The 15,671-nt window shown below is 57.3% G+C and carries 13 protein-coding genes and 1 tRNA gene; 6 read left to right on the forward strand and 8 right to left on the reverse strand.

Features of this window, described 5'->3' with window-relative positions; genetic code table 11:
- Positions 1-5: 5 nt before the first annotated feature.
- Genes IT895_RS02150 through IT895_RS02160 form a run of 3 tightly spaced genes read left to right on the forward strand, consistent with a single transcriptional unit; the run spans position 6 to position 3,130 of the window.
- On the forward strand, positions 6-1,337 hold the full coding sequence (locus IT895_RS02150) for a hypothetical protein (RefSeq protein WP_199284566.1): 1,332 nt from the start codon (positions 6-8) through the stop codon (positions 1,335-1,337).
- Positions 1,338-1,344: 7 nt separating this feature from the next.
- Complete coding sequence (locus IT895_RS02155) at positions 1,345-2,655, forward strand: hypothetical protein (RefSeq protein ID WP_199284567.1); 1,311 nt, start codon at positions 1,345-1,347, stop codon at positions 2,653-2,655.
- A 46-nt stretch (positions 2,656-2,701) separates the two neighbouring features.
- Positions 2,702-3,130 (forward strand): hypothetical protein, encoded by a 429-nt coding sequence (locus IT895_RS02160; RefSeq protein ID WP_199284568.1) that lies wholly within the window; start codon positions 2,702-2,704, stop codon positions 3,128-3,130.
- 262 nt (positions 3,131-3,392) lie between these two features.
- Here IT895_RS02160 and IT895_RS02165 read toward each other — a convergent pair whose 3' ends face one another.
- Entirely contained in the window at positions 3,393-4,274 is an 882-nt protein-coding gene (locus IT895_RS02165; protein ID WP_066319289.1) for a LysR family transcriptional regulator, read from the reverse strand.
- Positions 4,275-4,383: 109 nt separating this feature from the next.
- Between IT895_RS02165 and IT895_RS02170 the strand changes: the two genes are divergently transcribed.
- Together IT895_RS02170 and IT895_RS02175 are read left to right on the forward strand one after the other, a co-directional pair.
- Positions 4,384-5,265 carry a HalD/BesD family halogenase gene (locus tag IT895_RS02170; protein WP_199284569.1) on the forward strand — a complete coding sequence of 294 codons (882 nt, stop codon included), beginning with the start codon at positions 4,384-4,386 and terminating at the stop codon, positions 5,263-5,265.
- A 52-nt stretch (positions 5,266-5,317) separates the two neighbouring features.
- Complete coding sequence (locus IT895_RS02175) at positions 5,318-6,601, forward strand: M24 family metallopeptidase (protein ID WP_199284570.1); 1,284 nt, start codon at positions 5,318-5,320, stop codon at positions 6,599-6,601.
- Between the two features lie 36 nt (positions 6,602-6,637).
- Here the strand turns inward: IT895_RS02175 and IT895_RS02180 are convergent, their stop codons facing one another.
- From IT895_RS02180 to IT895_RS02205, 6 genes are all read right to left on the reverse strand, one after another.
- Positions 6,638-7,480: a nitrilase-related carbon-nitrogen hydrolase gene (locus tag IT895_RS02180; protein ID WP_199284571.1), complete on the reverse strand. Its 843-nt coding sequence runs from the start codon at positions 7,478-7,480 to the stop codon at positions 6,638-6,640.
- An 86-nt stretch (positions 7,481-7,566) separates the two neighbouring features.
- On the reverse strand, positions 7,567-8,448 hold the full coding sequence (locus tag IT895_RS02185) for a glycine betaine ABC transporter substrate-binding protein (RefSeq protein ID WP_199284572.1): 882 nt from the start codon (positions 8,446-8,448) through the stop codon (positions 7,567-7,569).
- 45 nt (positions 8,449-8,493) lie between these two features.
- A complete protein-coding gene (locus IT895_RS02190; RefSeq protein ID WP_085919024.1) occupies positions 8,494-9,225 on the reverse strand; it encodes an ABC transporter permease in 732 nt (243 codons plus the stop codon).
- Positions 9,226-9,227: 2 nt separating this feature from the next.
- A complete protein-coding gene (locus IT895_RS02195) occupies positions 9,228-10,388 on the reverse strand; it encodes an ABC transporter ATP-binding protein (RefSeq protein ID WP_085919023.1) in 1,161 nt (386 codons plus the stop codon).
- 42 nt (positions 10,389-10,430) lie between these two features.
- Positions 10,431-11,096: an ABC transporter permease gene (locus IT895_RS02200; protein WP_085919022.1), complete on the reverse strand. Its 666-nt coding sequence runs from the start codon at positions 11,094-11,096 to the stop codon at positions 10,431-10,433.
- Positions 11,097-11,562: 466 nt separating this feature from the next.
- Positions 11,563-11,639: transfer RNA gene (locus IT895_RS02205), tRNA-Met, on the reverse strand.
- A gap of 273 nt (positions 11,640-11,912) precedes the next feature.
- Here IT895_RS02205 and phbB point away from each other — a divergent pair.
- Entirely contained in the window at positions 11,913-12,659 is a 747-nt protein-coding gene (gene phbB, locus IT895_RS02210) for an acetoacetyl-CoA reductase (RefSeq protein ID WP_199284573.1), read from the forward strand.
- A gap of 67 nt (positions 12,660-12,726) precedes the next feature.
- On the opposite strand, the gene IT895_RS02215 is transcribed toward phbB, so the two are convergent.
- Positions 12,727-15,531 carry a DUF349 domain-containing protein gene (locus IT895_RS02215; protein WP_199284574.1) on the reverse strand — a complete coding sequence of 935 codons (2,805 nt, stop codon included), beginning with the start codon at positions 15,529-15,531 and terminating at the stop codon, positions 12,727-12,729.
- Positions 15,532-15,671 lie beyond the last annotated feature (140 nt).

Here is a 15,671-nt window from a genome sequence, read left to right on the forward strand (position 1 = left end):
GGAGCATGTTTAAAACTACGCCCAACAAAGCGCTTCCCCCCATGCGCGCGGGTGAACGGGAAAGCCGCGCCGGGGGCGAGCAGTACTGCCTGAGCCCATTGCCGTTACCGGTAAATAGCGAGTGCGCCGTCGATGTAGCCCATATTGATGTGCGCCACGATGAAGCCACCCTGGATATTCGCCAGGGCGCTAGCCCAGATAGCATGATGACAGCAGGGCACATGCTGAGTGTAGGTGTCACCGCTATAATGATCATGTTTCTTATCATCTGGGTGGGCATCGGTGGGTTCCCTCCCGATCCCCAGTTTGCAGCCGCATGGGGAGGGGGGCTTTATGCAGGATTTCTATTTGTATTTACACTGGCAATTCTCTGGCTCAATACGTTAATCAAGCGAATGCCCCCCATTCGCTTTAATCGCCAGCGCCGGGAAGTGGCTTTTGTAGTAGATCCACTAGGTCGCTTCTGGCTGCCTGCCCCCCACAATCTTTGGCTCGCCTCGACGGCTAGTCTGGCAGTGACTGCCTCTGGGTTAATGGGCTCCATCGAAATAGGCGAGTGGCTGCGCGGTGCTCGCGAGAGTTTTCCCTTTGGCTTTTTGCTGATGCATGTGGGTGGGTTTGCCTTTTTCTTCGTTTATCCCCCTCTTTACGATCTCATCTGCCGACTCTGCAAGCGCGAGCGGCGCACGGTGCTGGTGCCTTGGGAAGATGTCGTCGCAGTCTGTGGGTTTAACCCCAACCTGGGGCCTGGGGCGGTCACTGGCTTTGGCTGGAACTTTGCGCTGCTGCCGCCCGACCCGGAGCGCCCTGGCTACACTCTGCCTGGGGCGGGCATTATCGTCAGTGTGGGCGGGCTGCCGGGGGCGTTGGCCCAGTGGGAGTATATTCGCCGCTTTATGGAAGAAGGCGTCGATGCCACCACTACTGCCGCCCGGGAGTGGGGCGTGGAGTGGTACGACGCCTACGTGGCCCGTGAAAAAGCCGAATGCGAGCGTACGAATGACAGCGCCCGATGGCGGCGCTTTCGGCGCAAGCGGCTATGGGAGCATGCTCGCTTCGCCCACTGGTACACCGAGTACCGCATGAAGCACATCCTGCCTAAAGCCGTGCCCCGTGACTGGCTAGCTGAGTGGTCGAAGCCCTTACCCAAATCCCAATGGGCTAAGCCTTCCCAGGCAGTGACTGAACTGAGCGAGCACCTCCGTGCCGCTTACCAGCGCGGCGAAAAGTTCGTGGAGATGGGGGATATCGAGAAACGCTTTGGGGTAGCGGCCCCAACTGCCGTACAGGCCCCTTATCCGTCATATCCGTTCCGGTCGAAGGCGGAACGGGCATAATCGCCGTATGTTTAAAACGACTCCCCAAAACGCGCTACCGCCCATGCGCGCAGACGGGCGGGAAAGCCGCGCCGGGGGCGAACAGTACTGTTTAAGCCCCTTACCACTGCCTACAGACAGCGAATACGCAGTGGATTTGGCCCATATCGATGTGCGTCACGATGACGTCACCATGGATATTCGCCAGGGTGCCAGTCCGGATAGCATGATGACGGCGGGGCATATGCTGAGCGTAGGCGTCGTAGCCATGATGGCTTTTTTCCTTGTTGTATGGGTAGGTATCGGGGGATTCCCTCCTGACCCGCAGTTAGCAGCCGCATGGGGGGGGCTCTATTTCGTCGTTCTTTTTACGTTTGTCGCTGGTATCGTCGCGGTTAACTCAGTATTACAACGCATGCCGCCTATTCGGTTGCACCGCCAGCGACGTGAAGTGGCCTTTGTGGTCGATCCCCCAGGTCGCTTTTGGTTGCCCGTCCCTCACAACCTTTGGCTGATTTCTACTGTTGGGCTTGCTTTAAGTGCTTCTGGATTCATGGGGCTCATTGAAATAGGCGAGTGGCTTCGCGGTGCTCGCGAGAGTTTTCCCGTCGGCTTTTTGCTGATGCACGTGGGTGGGTTTGCCTTTTTCTTCGTTTATCCCCCTCTTTACGATCTCATCTGCCGACTCTGCAAGCGCGAGCGCCGCACGGTGCTGGTGCCCTGGGAAGACGTGGTAGCTGTGTGTGGTTTCAACCCTAGCCTGGGGCCGGGGGCGATTACCGGTTTTGGCTGGAATTTCGCGCTGCTGCCGCCTGACCCAGAGCGCCCCGGCTACACCTTGCCAGGGGCGGGCATCATCGTCAGCGTGGGCGGGCTGCCGGGGGCGTTGTCCCAGTGGGAGTATATTCGCCGCTTTATGGAAGAAGGCGTCGATGCCACCACTACTGCCGCCCGGGAGTGGGGCGTGGAGTGGTACGACGCCTACGTGGCCCGTGAAAAAGCCGAATGCGAGCGTACGAATGACAGCGCCCGCTGGCGGCGCTTTCGGCGCAAGCGGCTATGGGAGCATGCTCGCTTCGCCCACTGGTACACCGAGTACCGCATGAAGCACATCCTGCCTAAAGCCGTGCCCCGTGACTGGCTAGCTGAGTGGTCGAAGCCCTTACCCAAATCCCAATGGGCTAAGCCTTCCCAAGCCGTGACTGAACTGAGCGAGCACTTGCGCGCCGCTTACCAGCGCGGCGAAAAGTTTGTGGAGATGGGGGATATCGAGAAACGCTTTGGGGTAGACGTGCCTAAGGCACCTCATGCGTCTTACCCCACTCTGCCCTTTAGATAAAACGCACGACTGACATGAGCCATAAGCGAACCCAGATAAGGACATCATGATGCAAAAGGAAAAGTGGCCGTTGGACACGATGGCCGTTCTAACGTGTGAGCAATGTGGCCATCAATGGTCGGCTAATTGGAAAAAGGCCAAAGCAATTCAAGATGAACGCTTGTCGGCTTGCCCCCAGTGCAACCATCAGGGGGAGTTAAGCGAAGAACAGCACACGACTCTTGCGGCTCATTTAGACAATGTCGAGAAGGTCACGAGCAGAGGTTCCACAAGGGTGATGTTGGCAGGTTTAGCCGCCTTCTTAATCGGCATCGGTAGTTTTTTGGGGCTAGTGCCAATTGGCGTGGTCATAGTCGTCATGATCCCCGCTGTGTGGATGATGTTTTCTTCCTCGTCTGAAGCGAAAAAATTAACGCCGATCAGGTTTGCTTTGTCTTCTCCGAAAAGCGAGGAGAAAGCAGGTTTCCATCATTGAGCTAAAGGCGCCTGCTTTACCAAGCTATTTATTCAAGCGATATAAAAAGTGGAATTAATGGGGGCATACCAAGGTCCAGTTCCCCTTGGACCGACATCATTCCATCTTCAGTAGCACCCAGGTTTAGAGCCAGCAGTGACTTTATATCTTTGTCACACCGAATTGCGCGGCTGGCTCTATACCAGGCCCAATCAATCTCAGCTCATTTGCTCAAGCCGCTGTGCGTAACTTGATATCCAGGTCAATAAAAACCAGCGACGTACTAAGGTGCTTCCCTGCCCCCAAGGCAGGCAATCGACTCGTGTTCGGCGACCACGCTTTCAAGGGATTTGCATAACGCTTGAAACGCCTCGCTGGAGTGTCCGGGGCGTTGGTGGAGTTCAATTTCGACATGTCCCAGGTTGGGGAGGCCTTCTTCTTCGGTCACTATCCGGCAGCCTGGCGGCACGCTGCGTGGGGTTTTAACGGTTATCGCCAGTCCATTTTGCACCGGCACGTTGATACCTGTCGGGGATTGGCTGACGTAGCGAAGCTCCCAACGGGTCTCATCGCGGCCCAGCGCAGATAACGCATGCGCCCTGAAAATGCAGCCCTCGGGATTAAGGGCCAACGGCAGTGTTTGCCATTGCGAAAGTGAGACGTGGTCGGCCATGACCCACACCATCGGCTCCCAGCCAAGCAAGTGACCGGATTGAGTGGGCTTGTGCCTTACCGAGAGCACCACGTCTAACAGCCCTTCCTGAAACCGCTTGACCAGGGTGTCGCTGATATCGCAATGCACTTCTAACTGAATTTGCGGAAACTGGGCCGCAAAGCGTGGCAGCAAGTCGGGCAGGTAGGTAGCGGCCTGTTCTTCCGAAGTGCCCAGCCGAATAAGCTCGCCATGCATTCCGCCCTTCAAAAGATCCTTGGCCTCATCTTCGAGCTTGAGCATATGGCGCGCATAGGGAAGCAGGTGTTCCCCGGCGGCCGTCAACAGAACGCTGCGGCTGGTGCGCTCAAAAAGCGCTTGATGCATCTGGTCTTCAAGCCGCTTGATTTGCAGGCTCATCGCCGATTGAGTTCGATGCAGCACCTTCCCTGCTGCGCTAAACCCTTGGCATTCGGCGACGGTGACAAACGCACGTAGTAAGTCTGTGTCCATGATGAATGAGCCATTTAAATGGGTGTTATCTTAACTATTCATTTCTATTATGGAAGAGCCTTCACTAGCCTGTCCAGATAAGCTTCCAACGCGACAGGAGCGTGACCCCATGACAATAACCGCCGCTAAACAACCCGTGAATGCCCTCGAAGGGCTGATCGACCTTGAGCGCTACCCGCTCAATGAGTTGTCATCGCCGGCAGGAAAAACGTTTATCGCCGATTGCCGTCGCCAACTCGAAGAAGATGGCTGTGTGGTGCTTAAAAACTTTGTTCCTGAAGCCGCATTAGCTCGGCTTGAGCGTGAAACTGAACGACTATCGCCAGACGCCCACTACAACCAGACCGAGACCAATCCGTACAACAGCGACGGTGACGCATCGCTACCTGACACACACCCCAAAAACCGCTTTGATGATCGGACTAACGGCTTTGTCGCCGGCGACCGCATCGACCATGACACCATTATCCGCCAGGTGTACGAGAATCCCGAATTTCAGCGGTTTATTGGTGCGGTTGTGGGTATCGATGAGATCCACCAATACGCCGATCCCCTGGCCGATCTGGTGGTGAACGTGTTGCGCGAAGGCTGTCAGCACCCCTGGCACTACGACACCAATGAGTTCATCGTCACCATGATGACGCGGCAGTCCCACAGCGGTGGGCGCTTTGAATATGCGCCGGGGATTCGCAACCCCGAGGGTGAAAACTTTGCTGAGGTGGAAAAGGTGATCGATGGTGATCGCTCACGCTTGAAAGCGCTGGATCTTCAGCCTGGTGATTTGCAGATTTTCTTTGGCCGCTATTCGCTCCACAGGGTGACACCCGTGGTGGGTGACAAAGAGCGCCATACGGTGATTTTCGCCTATGCCAAGGAGCCTGGTTTCGTGGGTCGTCCCGAACGTGCACAGCGCATCTTCGGCCGCATGGCGCCGGTCCATGAGCAGATTCTTAAAGACGGCATGCAGCGCAGCGATAGCCTGGCGGATTAAGGCCGCCCGGCGCTCATTCCGTTCCTGATACCACTCCCAACGCGAGATATTCATGAGCATTGTCGAAAGCGAAAGTCTGACTGATAACGAGCCGGACCACATTCCCGTCGTGCCTTCGGCGCCCATGGCCAACGGCGACAGTATCCCCACGGCGTTTGACCCCAAGCAGCTGCGCGCCGGACGTCTTGAGCGCTTGCGCGCCATGATGGCGGAAGAAGGGTATGCAGCGCTGGTACTGTTTGACCCGAACAACCAGCGTTATGCGACGGGATCGCGCAATATGTTTGGTTACTTTTTGCGCAACTCCACGCGTTACGTCTACGTGCCGCTGGAAGGGCCCATTATTCTGTTCGAATATCCTGGCAGCGCGCATGTATCCACCTGGCTTGAAACCATCGATGAGGCGCGAACCTCCAAGGTAGTATGGTCGGCGGTGAACCAGCGTGATGGTATGTCATCCGACCCCTTTGGGGTGGAGATTGCTGAGCTGATTGAAGAGCATGGCAAAGGCAACAAAAAGGTCGGTCTGGATCGCTGTGCATTGAATCTGGCGCGGGCATTGGAAGCCCAAGGGCTCGATGTGTATGACTGTATGCAGGACACACTGCACTGTCGACGCATCAAAACGCCCGAGGAAATCGCCTGCCTGGCGCAATCGATGGCCGCCAGTGAAGCCGCTGTCGCCGAAGTCGAAGCGGCGATTAAACCGGGGGTTACCGAAAACGAGCTGTTCGCGATCATGTACGGCGAGGTGATCAGAGGCGGCGGTGAGTTTATCGAGACCCGTCTGCTTTCCTCAGGGCCGCGCACGAACCCCTGGTTTAACGAAGCCAGCGACCGCAAGATTCGCCCGGGTGAATTGGTGGCGCTGGATACGGACACCATCGGTTGCCATGGCTACTACTCGGATTTTTCGCGCACTTTCCATGTCGGGCCCGGCAAGCCGACGGCCTATCAGCGCGAGCTTTATGGTATGGCCTACGACCAGGTGCAACATAATATGGGCTTGCTCAAGCCGGGTATCAGCTACCGGGAAATTGCCGAGCAGGCATGGAAAATCCCCGAGCGCTTTATCGACCGCCGTTACCCGTCGATCATTCACGGGGTAGGCATGCACGGCGAGACGCCGCTGGTCGCCCACCACATGGATTTCGACCGTTTCTCCAAGGACGGTATCCTGGAGCCTGGCATGGTGGTGTCGGTAGAAAGCTATATTGGCGAAGTCGGGGCAGCCGACGGCGTCAAGCTGGAAGAAGAGGTGCTGATCACCGAGACCGGCATTGAGCGGCTTTCCCGCTATCCGTTTAACGACGTGTTGTTGAACCGAGAAGTGTAGTCGCTTGATCCAGCCGCTGGCGACGCCTCAACGTCGCTAGCGGTATCCCGCCATCAACTCTCTCACCAGCGGTGTGTCGGCGTCGCGGTGGGTGGGCAGTTCAAAGCGCGCCTTGGCAATCGCGGTGCGTGATAGATCCGCGACAATCAGCGCTTCTTCATCATCGGCCTGTACCAGTGTCTCGCCACTTGGCCCGAGAATGCGCGAGCCGCCCCAGAAGTGGCTGTCGCCTTCCGGCCCGAAGCGGTTCGCCATGATCACGGGCGTGCCGTACGTCATGGCATAAAAGCGTGTATTCAGCGCCCAGTTTTCTTCGTTGGAAAAGTCGTCGCTGACGATGCCGCTGGCGGAGTTGATCGGCGCACAAAGCACCGTGGGGCGGGCGAGCAGGGCTGCATGCACAAGCGCCGGGTTCCATAAGTCGGCGCAAATCAGCTGGGTGGCTGACCAACCCGGGCAGATATCCGTGTGAGTGAGTTCACTCCCATGGGTGAACCATTTGCCTTCCTCAAGTCCGCCATAGGTGGGCAGGTTCAGTTTGCGGTGCACGGCGATAAGCTGGCCATGCTGAAAGATGGCCAGCGCGTTGTAATATTCACCGGGGCTTGCCTCTTCCACGAAACCGACGACGACCTGCATCGGGCCGCAGGCGCGGGCCAGTGTTTGCAGGCGCGGGTCTTCCAGCGGCATTGCCACCTGCATCACGTGGTTTGCCAGGCGATAGCCCGTCAGTGAAAGCTCGGGAAACACCAGCAGTTCGACATCGTCGTGCTGGGCGTCGGCAATCAGTGCCAAATGGCGCTCAAGGTTGTCATTCACCTCGCCAAGCGTGGTATTGATCTGGGCGGCGCCGACGCGAAGGGTGTTTTGATAATGCATTGGGCTTCCCCATTGAAAAAGCCGCTCCATAGGAGCGGCTTTGCTGTAATGGCAATCGGCATTATGCCAATGCTACCCACGAGCGACTAGAGCAGATCATTCTCTTCGAGAAAGCTTTCTGCCACGTCTTCAATCGACACGCGCTCGACATCGACACGGGCGTTCAGCTCGGCCATGGTGGCGTCGTTTAACAGCGCCGACAGGCGGTTCATCTGGTCGGCTAGTTCAGGGTTCGCTTCAAGGGTTTCGGTGCGTACCACCGGGGCAAGGGCGTAGGCCGGGAAGAAGCCCTGGTCGTCTTTGAGGACGTGAAAGTTAAAGGCGGGGATACGCCCGTCGGTGGCGAATACGAGGCCGACGTCGACTTCTTCATCGCGCAGCGCTTGATAGACCAAACCGGTATCCATGCGGCTCACGTCGCTGCGACCCACGCGAAAGTCATAGGCTTCCATGAGCGGCCGCCAGCCGTCTTCACGGGCGTAGAACTCGGCGTTAAGCGCAAAGGTCAGGCCTTCTTCATTGTTGACGGCGTCGGCCAGGTCGGAGAGCGTTTCGATGCCGCGTTCTTCGGCGTCATCCTCGCGCATAGCGAGCGCATAGGTGTTATTGGCATCCGACGGTTCAAGCCAGGTCAGGCCTTTTTCGGCATCGAGTTCTTTCACCCGCTGGTAGGTATCTTCAGGGCTCAGGCTTTCAGTGATGTCGTTATAGTTGATCAGGGACGTGCCGGTGTATTCCCAGTAAAGATCGATCTGGCCGTTTTCCTGTGCTTGACGCAAAACGGCGGAGCCCATGCCGGAGCGGTTATCGACGTCGTAGCCCAAGTTATTCAGGTACTGGGTCGTCATGGTGGAGAGAATCTGCTGCTCGGTAAAGTTCTTGCCGCCAACGCTGATTTCGTTGGCATTAGCCAGCGAGATGCCGCTGGCAAGGGCAATACTGGTCAGTGCGGTAGTTAATGTTTTCATCATCGATTCCTTCTTTTGTTAGTGAAGCGTCAGTCACGGTGATCATCAAGCGCGGCCGGGGTTGACCCCGCGGGGGACAACGAGGAAGGCAATGATCGCAATCAGCGCATCGACCACGATCGCCAATAGCGCGGTCGGAATGGCGCCCGACAGCATCATGACCGGGTCGTACAGATCAATGCCGGTAAAGATCAGCTCGCCAAGGCCGCCCGCGCCAATCAGGAACGCCAGTGGCACCGTGCCCACATTGATGGTGAGTGCGGTGCGCATGCCGGCAAAAATGACGTAGAGAGCATTGGGTAGTTCGACTTTGAAAAGCCGTTGCATGGGGGACATGCCAATGCCTGCCGCCGCTTCCATCAGTGCCGGGTTAACGCCCTTTAAGCCGGCATAAGTATTCCGGGTTATCGGCAGCAGCGTGGCCACAAACAGACCAAAAACGGCTGGCACTGTGCCAATGCCCAGAAAGCTCATCGATAGCGCAAGGACGGCCAGGGTAGGGATCGTGGTGCCCACGTTGAGTATCTGCATCAATGATTCGGCCACTCGGGCCATACTCGGGCGAGAGAGCACAATACCGAGCGGGATGGCAACGAGAATGGCCAGACTGCCTGACATGGCCGTCAGCCAGATGTGCTGAACCGCCAGATACTGAACATCGGGCAGATACCAGATAAAGTCATCGATGACGCCACTGGACTGACTCCATACACCGGCGAAAAAAATAGCCACCAGCACCAGTGCCTTAAGCGCCCCTTTCATGGATCGAATCGGCATGGTTACTCCTTGATGGCCGGCGATGGCGTGCGGTCATCCCCCTGGCGAGCGCGATATCTCGCGCCTAAGTGGCTGGTCATGGCGCGCTGGGTAATTTGCCCGCACACCGTCCCTTCGTCGTTGACACAGGGGAGCCAGGTCTGGTCGTGGGCAAACATCAGGGATGCGGCTTTACGCAGGTCGTCGTCGAGACCCACAACGGCCGGGACGGCCTGGAAATGATCACGGCAGTAGCCCTTTGTGGTGCGCGCGACGGAGCGGCTGACAATCCCGGCGGGCTGCTTGCGGTCATTGACCATCAGAATGGCGTTTTGGTAGCCATAGTTGTCGATTTTGGCCAGCGCGGCTTCCAGCGTATCACCGGGCGATACCGTGCCGATTTCGTCGGTGACAATCTCGCGCACTTTAACCAGGTTCAAACGCTTGAGCGCCCGGTCTTCGCCCAGGAACGATTCCACAAAGGTGTTTTTGGGCGCTGCCAGCAAATCATCGGGCGTGGAGTACTGAACCAGCTTCCCTTCCCGGAAGACCGCCACGCGGTCACCCATTTTGATGGCTTCATCAATATCGTGACTAACGAACATGATGGTCTTGTTGAGTTCTTGTTGCATCTTCAGGAACTCGTCTTGAATGACGGCCCGGTTGATCGGGTCGATGGCCCCAAACGGCTCGTCCATCAACATGACCGGCGGGTCAGCGGCCAGCGCGCGGGCGACACCAATGCGTTGCTGCTGGCCACCCGACAACTCACTTGGGAAGCGTTTCAGAAAGGCATCGGGTTCCAGCGCGATCATTGCCATCATCTCGCGGGCACGCGCCTTGTATTTGGCCTTGTCCCAGCCCAGCAGCTTGGGCACGATGGTGATGTTTTCCTCAATGGTCATGTTGGGAAACAGGCCGATCTGCTGGATCACGTAGCCGATATTGCGTCGCAGTGTCTGGGTATCGAGGCCGGTCGTATCGTCGCCATTGATAAACACTTTTCCAGAAGTGGGTTTTACGATCCGGTTGATCATTTTCAGTGTCGTGGTCTTGCCGCAGCCCGATGGCCCCAACAGGACGCATATTTCGCCCTCAGGCACTTCCATATCGATATGGTCAGCGGCCACCACCGCGCCTTTTGGCGTATCGAACACCTTGGTCAGGCTGTCAAGTCGAATCATAGGGGTGTCTCTTATAGTAGAAATGACATCAGAAAAGCGGCCTCAGGTCGCGTCGGCCTGGCGGCTCATTCCCTTGGGCGTCAGGCGCTTTTGGACATACAACAGTGAATAGTCAACGATAATCGCCAGTACGCTGACGGCAACCGCGCCGACGATCAGCTGACGGGGGTCTGACTGTGAAATGCCACGGCTGATGAAGGTGCCCAAGCCACCTGCGCCAATATAGGCCGCAATCGCCATCACGCCGATATTAAGCACCACGGCCGTACGAACCCCGGCCATGATGACCGGTATGGCGAGCGGGATCTCGACTAAACGGAGGCGTTGATTGGGGCTCATGCCGATGCCTCTGGCCGCTTCCCGCAACGCGGGGTTCACGTTGTTTATCGCTGTGTAGGTATTACGAATGATGGGCAACTGGGAATAGAGCAGTACCGCAATAACGGCAGGTACGTAGCCGATGCCGTGCCCAATCAGCGATAGCACCGGAATCATGATGCCAAACAGTGCGATTGAAGGGATGGTGACGATAATCGAGGCCAGATACAGCACCCCTTGAGCCAAGCGCTCGTTTTTGGTGATCGCGATGCCGATCGGCACGCCCGTCAATGTCGCTATGCCCACGGCAACACCGACAAGGGCAATGTGCTCTAACGTTCGCGACAGCAGCAGGCCCGCACTGCCCAGGGCATATTGAAGTATTTCCAAGCGCAGCCTCCTTATTATAAAAATGAATAATGGCCAGGGCATGGTCCGTCAGGAGGCATCGCTCCTGCTTGCCTGTATGGAGGGGTTCAGCTTATCAAAAGGATGGCGTGATTATCGGGAATTGGCATGACGATGCGAAATAGGCTGAATTTGCGGTTTTTATATAACCCGGCACGATCCAGGTTCAATCACGCCTCAGACTGCTTGCTCAGCCGCTGTTCGAATTCATGGGCGGGGATCGCGTGGCTGAACCAGAATCCCTGGCCCCAGCAGTTGCCGTCTGACATCTCTAGTACGCGTTGAAGTCGCTGAGTCGATGAAAGGCGTGTCTGGAGCCTAACAATAACTTGTGTTTTGGGGGGAAAGCAGAAATGCAGTTTGCGCCCAGCCTGGGCCCAAGGCTATTGTGAACGGTAAGCACAAAAAAAGGCAGACCAGTAAGTTACTGATCTGCCTCTCGAAATATTGGTAGCGGGGACCGGATTTGAACCGATGACCTTCGGGTTATGAGCCCGACGAGCTACCAGACTGCTCCACCCCGCATCAACGTGTGGCGTATTCTACGCTTTTTTTACGTTTCGTCAATAGGCGTTTTAAAACGTTTTCCCTATAGCCGTTGGTGGGCTTCGTGCTGCAACATGAGCCGAGTAGCGCTATGCTGAGGTTAGTGCAACAAGAACAATGCTGACTCTCGGTAAGTCGCGCATCTGTATTGCGATTTGCCGTTGGTACTTAAGCGCCAAGGCGCTTTTCACAATGGCTTGCGGTGTCAATTCTGCAACGCCCAAGCCATTCGTCATATCAGGGAGGTAGTCAATGGCCAATCAAGCCCCCGTCGCCTGGGTAACTGGTGGAACTGGTGGTATCGGCACGGCGATTTGTCGTTCGCTGGCGGATGCGGGTTATCTGGTCGTAGCGGGTTATCACAACCCCGAAAAGGCCAAAACCTGGCTGGCATCGCAGCAAGCCGATGGCTATAACAACATTGCGCTGTCCGGTGTCGACCTTGCCGACCATCAGGCCTGCCTAAAAGGTGCCCAGCAAATTCAGGAGCAGCATGGTCCCATCAGTGTGTTGGTTAACTGTGCAGGGATCACCCGTGACGGCACCATGAAGAAAATGTCATACGAGCAATGGTATGAGGTGATCGATACCAACCTGAACAGTGTCTTCAATACCTGCCGCAGTGTGATTGAAATGATGCTTGAACACGGTTATGGGCGGATTATCAATATTTCATCCATCAACGGTCGCAAAGGGCAGTTCGGCCAAGCGAACTACGCGGCGGCAAAAGCGGGGATGCACGGGTTGACCATGTCGCTTGCCCAGGAAACCGCCACGAAGGGCATTACCGTGAACACTGTGTCGCCCGGCTACATTGCCACCGACATGATCATGAACATTCCAGAAAAGGTGCGCGAGGCGATCCGTGAGACGATCCCCGTCAAGCGCTATGGTACGCCAGAGGAAATTGGCCGGCTCGTGACCTTCATCGCCGATGAGGAGTCCGGGTTCATTACTGGGGCGAACTTCGACATCAATGGTGGTCAGTTCATGGGCTGATCTCGTCGTTCATTTTGCTCATTGATCAAAAAGCCAGCGAGTATCCCTCGCTGGCTTTTGTGATGGCTCAAGGCGTAGGTGTTTGAGCGAGCCGGGTAAGCAGTTCATCCAGCTCGTCGACTTCTTGATCCCACAGCGATCTGGGCATGGGCCCAAGGGCAATGAGATCTGCAAGCACCTCGCTAACCTCCTGCGCGCGGCTACGCTCTTTTTGAAGCCCCTCGTTGAGGCGTTCCACCTGGATGGCCAGCCGCAGGGGTTCATCTTGCTGATGTACACGCCCCATGGCCAGCAGTGATAAGTGAACGCGAAGCCGGGCAAGCTGATCCTTCAGGTTGGCTTCGTGGGCGTTGGGGAGCCCCTCCATGCGTCGTTGATTGCGCTGATGGTGGGCCTGCTCAAAAGGCGCTTTCAAGCTCGTTTCGCCCAGCACCGCTTGTGCGTCTACCGTGTCTGCCTGTTCGTCGACAAGCCTGCGTTGGTCTGCGCGCAAGTGAGCTTCGATAAGCGGCGTCAGCTGCTGCCAGGCGGTGACCGTGCCCGCGACTTCAAGGCGGTTAAGACGCTCACGCCGGGCACGAATAATGCCGCTTAGACGCCGCTGCATGCCTTCGCTTCGGCGGCTACGTGGCAGGGGTTCCAAACGCGTTGCCTGTTCAATGAAGGCGTCCAGCTTGGCGTGGTCGCTGGCATCTTGAGGTTGCCAGCTGTCCATTTCGTCGACCAGTGCTTGCAGGCTGTCGAGCTGGCGTTGCTGCTGGGCAAGCTGCTCTTGTTTATGCGCGTCGCGTCTGGCGAACAACTGGTCGCATTCGTGGCGGAAGGCCTTCCAGAGCGTTTGTTCTTCCCCTTTAGGCGCCCGCCCCAATTGACGCCACTGCTGCTGTAGCTGCTTGGCATCTTCAATGCGCTCGGCGAGCGGACGTTCGTCCTGGTGAAGCGCCTGAACACTGCTGATCAGGGCTTTCTTCTGGTCGGCAATATGCTCGGCACGGGTATCGATCAAGCTTTGTAGCTGATGGCGAGCGCGGCCAAACCGGCGACCAATGGCTTCTGCCTGTTCGCGCGGTACGGGAGAGTGGTGGCGCCACTGTTGGCGTGCTTTATCGCGAATTTCGCGCAGTACATCCGGGTCGGCGTCCTGTGCTGGCTGGGCCAGCAGGGTCTCGAGCTGCTCACAGAGTGCTTCGCGGGCACGCAAGTTAGCCTCCCGCTGTTGGGTTAGCCGCTCTCGCCAGGGGGCTAGGCGCTCGTGGATACGGTCCGAAGCAGCACGAAAGCGTGCGGACAACTCTCGGTCAGCCGCTGCATCCCCAAGGGATTTCCATTCTTTGACGAGCTGGCGGTGGTGCCGGTCGAGTGCCGGTTCTGCCATGTGCTGATCGTCGGCAAGCACCTCAATGGAAGCGCACAGTTGTTCACGTTTGGGGCCTGCGACAAACCCTCGCCAGTCGCGTAGTTCGGCGAGTTGCGCGCCAAGCTGTTTCAGCCTCGCTTTGAGCGGTCGGGCATCGTCATCCTTGAGCGCCTCAATGCGCGGCTTCAGCCGTTGGTGTAGGCGGCTGGCGCTTTTGAAAGCACCACGTTCAAGCAACTGTTCGAAGGTGTCCAGGTCGTTGCTGTAAGCGCTGAGGGATTGGGCATCGGTCTGCGTATCGGCGGTTTCATGGGTGGCATCAAGCGCCTCCTGTGCTTGGCGAGCAAGCGTGGGCATGGTCAGAGTATCAGGCCAGCGGCATTGGTCGAGCAGTGATGAAATGGCGGAGTGGTCGGCGTCGGCCAGTGCTTGCTCAAGCTCAGCGCTAATGCGTTGCCAGCGCTGCCAGGCTTCGATACAGGCCTCGTACTCTTTCAGGGCCTGGGTGTAGCGTTGGCGTATCGAGTCGCTGGGCGGGTGCACATCGGACAGTTGCTGCCAGCGCTGGCCAAGCAACTGACGCTGGGCGCGAAGGCTGTCGATATCCTGAGACGTCAATCCACTGCCAAGCCGCAGGCCTTCCAGAGTTTCTTCCAGGCCTTCCAGTAACTGTTCTCGGGTCTGGTCGGTGGCTTCGCGTTGCTGGTTGTTCTGCTGACGCGCCTGTTCGTGAGTTTCATGATCGTGCAGCGTTTTGCGGCAAGCGAGAACGGCTTGATGGTAACGTGCCTCCTGGTCGGGGTCAGGCGATTGGCTGAGTTGATCCCATTCACGCTGCAGATGACGCAGCCGGCCGCCGTAGAGGGGTTCCCAGGTGGATTGGGCGTGACGTTCCAATTGCTGCAGAAGCGTCTCGCGCTTTTGCTGTTGGGCTTCTTTCCACTCGGCGTCGGCACGCCGTTCTTGTAGCCGATCTTTGGCCATGCGTACGACCTGGCGGTCCCGGCGGGCTTGCTTCAACAGCTGCTTCAGGCCCTCTTGACTGACGATGCGATCCGCTGCCTGGTGACGAACGGCGGCGACGCCGTTATGGCAGGCGTGTTCGATCAAGTCGCGTTCATCGGTCAAACGGGCGAGCGCAGTAAGCCGTAAATTGAGGTTGTCACCCTTATGCACAAGAGCGTTGAGTATCTTGGTATCGTCGATACGCTCGGCAAGTGCCTCACGCTGGCCAAGCCCCGTTTGCCCTTGCTGGCCGCTGAGCCGCTGGCATAGCGCCTCTTGCCAAGCCATGTCGTTCTGGTGGGCCGGGTAAGCCGCCATGAGCCCTTCAAGGTCATCAAGAGCAAGTAATGCGGCAAGCTGTATGTCGCTATCCGGATCCTGCGCAAGCGAAGCGAGCGCCTGGCGCTGTTCGCGATGGTCAGGATCAAGGCGGTGGAGAGCCTGGCGGCGTACCTCGGCATTGGGGTGTTGCCAGCGAGGTGCGAACAGGCGTCTTAACAGTCCGTGCATGGATCATCCTGCTGTGAGGCGCTTTGCGTGAAAAAAATCAGACGTCGACCCTAAGAAGGTTGCAGTTGTCGGCGCTGTCGCTTAGCGTTGACTTATAATGTGGGTTCGATGAGGGTTAATTCTCACCGCCCAAAAGCGCT

The sequence above is a fragment of the Halomonas sp. A40-4 genome, from assembly GCF_015767635.1.
Classification (GTDB): Bacteria; Pseudomonadota; Gammaproteobacteria; order Pseudomonadales; family Halomonadaceae; genus Vreelandella; species Vreelandella janggokensis.